At 65.3% G+C, this 3,549-nt stretch carries 2 protein-coding genes and 1 pseudogene; 2 read left to right on the forward strand and 1 reads right to left on the reverse strand.

The annotated features are described in order from the left end of the window. Together ACOJSF_RS09610 and ACOJSF_RS09615 are read left to right on the forward strand one after the other, a co-directional pair. A partial coding sequence (locus ACOJSF_RS09610; protein ID WP_420141991.1) for a TonB-dependent receptor domain-containing protein occupies window positions 1-1,791 on the forward strand: 1,791 nt, incomplete at its 5' end. Window positions 1,792-2,100: 309 nt separating this feature from the next. Beyond that, window positions 2,101-2,772, forward strand: a complete 672-nt coding sequence (locus ACOJSF_RS09615) for a hypothetical protein (RefSeq protein ID WP_420141992.1) — start codon at window positions 2,101-2,103, stop codon at window positions 2,770-2,772. A 193-nt stretch (window positions 2,773-2,965) separates the two neighbouring features. Here the strand turns inward: ACOJSF_RS09615 and ACOJSF_RS09620 are convergent. Continuing rightward, window positions 2,966-3,549: pseudogene (locus tag ACOJSF_RS09620) on the reverse strand (aminomethyl-transferring glycine dehydrogenase subunit GcvPB); the annotation flags it as partial.

The raw sequence follows: 3,549 nt of genomic DNA on the forward strand, positions 1-3,549 counted from the left end.
AACGGCGCGATCAACCTGATCGACAGCAAAGTGCCGAAAGCGGTGCCGACCGACGCCTTCACCGGGATGACCGAGGTGCGCCTGGGCACCGGCGACGAGGAGAAAAGCCTCGTCGGCCGAGTGACGGCCGGCCTGGGCCAGTTCGCTATCCACGCCGAAGGCGCGCGCCGCAACGCCGAAGACTATGCCGTTCCCCGCAGATTCGGATCTGATCGGCTTCGAGATTCCTTTGCCGAGAGCAGCAGCTATTCGGTCGGCGCATCCTGGATCACTGCAAAGGGCTATGTCGGCGCGGCATACTCGCGGATGGAAAGCGATTATGGCCTGCCGGGTCACAGCCATATCAACGGCGTCTGCCATACGCATGGCCTCGACCTGCATTGCGAAGCCCATGGCGGGTTCGAAGATCCGTTCGGCGGGCCGGACAGCCACGCGGCATTCGTTCGGCTCCATAGCGACCGCGTCGATCTGCGGGCCGACTATGACGATCTGCTGCCGGGGTTCGAGCATGTGCGCCTGCGCGGATCCTACACCGACTACGCCCATGACGAGGTGGATGGCGAACTGCTGTTCTCCCGCTTCACCAACGAGGTGTGGGACGGGCGCGTCGAACTGACGCACAAGCCGATCCTCGGCTTCACCGGCACGGCCGGCGTTCAATATACCGACGGCACGTTCAGCGGCATCAACGTCAACAACCTGCACCGCCCGTTCCCCGACGGCGCCTACGGCCTCGACGGAAACCCGGACTATCGGACCGAGAATGTCGGCATCTTCCTGACCGAGCGCCGCTCGTTCGGCGCGTTCGATGTCGAGGCGGCGGTGCGTCAGGACTGGCGCCGCATCAATGTCGATCCGCCCGCATGGCGGGAGACGGTCAGCGGCGAACTCGCCGACCTGTTCGTCGAATGGTACGGCGCGGACTGGCGGACCATCCTCGAAGCCGAGGACGTGGCGGCATTCCGCGAACGCAACCCCACCGTGCGCCACAATCCCTTTTCAGCCTCGCTCAGCGGCACGTGGAACGCGGGACAGGGCTATTCGATCGGTCTTTCGTTCGGCCATACCGAGCGCGCGCCGAGCGTGCGCGAGCTCTATGCGCGCGGCAACAATCTGGCGACCAACAGCTACGAACTGGGGCTGGCCGCCAACAATCCGGTGCTGGGCGATGCCGGCCTGAACGCCGAGGACATCATGGAGACGACCGACGCGTTCAACCTCACGCTGCGGCGCACCGGCGGTCCGCTCGAATTCGAGGTCGGCCTGTTCCGCCAGAATGTCGACGACTACATCTTCGCGCGCCTGATCGAGACCGAGACCGAAACCGGCGTTCCGCACAATTTCCTGATCTATACGGCAGCGGAGGCGCGCTTCACAGGCATCGATGGTCAGGTCAGCTATCAGTTCAGTCCGGCAGGCCGCGTCACCCTGTTCGGCGACTATGTCGATGCGGACCTGCGCAGCGAAAACGACAATCTGCCGCGCATACCCCCTGGCCGTCTCGGTGCGCGCTACGAACATGACGCGGGGCCGCTATCGGGCGACATCGAATATTACCGCACATTCAAGCAAGATAAGGTTGCGTCCTACGAAACCGCGACACCGGGCTACGATATGCTGAATGCAACGCTCAGCTATCGCTTCGACTTAGGTCGAGCGAAGGCGGTCGAATTCTACGTGCGTGGCAGCAACCTGCTGAACGAGCTGGCGTTCGTGCACACTTCGTTCGTCAAAGATCAATCGCCATTGCGTGGACGCAATGTGGTCTTTGGCATGCGGCACGTCTTTTAGGAGCGACTGGCGGCAGCCACGGGCTGCCGCCAAGTCCGCTTTCCAGGAGGGGATTAGCCGCTTCCGCTTTCCTTGCGCTGGACCAGGACGGGGGCGCGGGCGGCGCCGGTTCCGTCGAGGCGGCGGCGGGGGCGACGTGGGGGGCGGGAGGAGGAGCAAGTCAAAGGACGTTTACGCGCGTCTCTTTCCTGCTCGAAGGCTGTTTCCTCTTGCTGGTGGTCGGATACCTATTTTCGCTCTAAGCTGTTCTCCGGACGGTGGTTGGAGGCAGCGATCATGCGCATGTCAGCGGCAATCCTCGTAGCGGCCATGGCGGCCAAGTCCCTGGCGCAAACACCTGCCGACCTTTCCGATCTGGTCGGCGCCCGCGGGGCGGGAGGCGAAACGCAACTGGAGGCGCGCGGCTATCGCAATGTCATGACGAACATGGTGCGCGACACCAAGTTCAGCTTCTGGTGGAGCGAGCGCCGCCGCCAGTGCGTGTCCGTTGCGACGTCCGATGGACGTTACGACGCTATCACGGTCGTACCACCCGCCAATTGCGATGGCGGGCAGGAGCCGACGACCCCGCCGGCGGCCCATCCAAGCGGGGAACGCATCTCGCTCGTCTGTATCGGCTCGGGCAGCGGACCAGCCGCGCAAAGCACATCCGGTTACCGCTACAACAGCAAGACCCGAAAGTTCGAGCCGGAGTTCGGGACGACGATGGGACGCGAAAGCTTCTCGTCGGATCTCGAAATAGAGATTGACGGTTCGCTCGGACGCGTTCGGCCGCAGGGGAAACTCGTGTCCCCGATCCATTCCGGCGGGACGGACGGATGGTGGCCGATTGAGGGGCTGATGATCGCGCCCGATCGGATCACCGGACAGTACCGGATGAACGGCATGAACAAGCCCCGGATCGACTATGATCGCAACAGCCGGATCATACGCGTGAAGGCCGCCACCGACTTCGTCGGTCGTTGCGAGGGAGATCGCTAAACGCGCAGCTTTTGGCTGCACGGCGCGGGACCAAGCGCGACCGACTCAGCATATCCCGCTGCGACGCGGGCCAAGCCAGCATGCGGCGCCCCCACCGGCCCGCGCAGGCATGCCCCATCCACCGCCCACGCCGCTCAAGAGACATGGGCCCCTGCCTGCGCAGGGGCGACGGGCGGCGAGGACGGGCGGGTGGTTAGCGGGTCCCGCTTTCCTTGCGCTGGACCAGGACGGGGGCGCGGGCGGCGCCGGTTTCGTCGAGGCGGCGGCGGGGGGCGAAGTGGGGGGCGGACTTGAGGCTCGTGTCGCCGGCGCGGGCGCGTTCGGCGACCGAGCGCAGCGCGCCGATGAACTGATCGAGCGCGGCCTTGCTCTCGGTCTCGGTCGGTTCGACGAGCATGCTGCCGTGGACCACCAGCGGGAAATAGACCGTCATCGAGTGATAGCCCTCGTCGATGAGCCCCTTGGCCACGTCCAGCGTCGAGAAGCCCGACGCCAGCCCGTGGTCGGAGAACAGCGCCTCGTGCATGCACGGCCCCGCCTGCCCGAAGGGCGCGTCGAGCACGTCCTCCAGCTGGCGCAGGACGTAATTGGCGTTGAGCACCGCGTCGCCCGACACCTGCCGCAGGCCGTCCGCGCCATGGCTGAGCATGTAGGCGGCGGCGCGGGTGAACATGCCCATCTGGCCATGGAACGCGCTCATCCGCCCGAAAGACTGCGAATGGCCCATCGCCACCGCGTCCTCTTCCTCCACCAGATGCACCACCCCGTCACGATCGC

The organism is Sphingomonas sp., assembly GCF_048594985.1.
Classification (GTDB): Bacteria; Pseudomonadota; Alphaproteobacteria; order Sphingomonadales; family Sphingomonadaceae; genus Sphingomonas_I.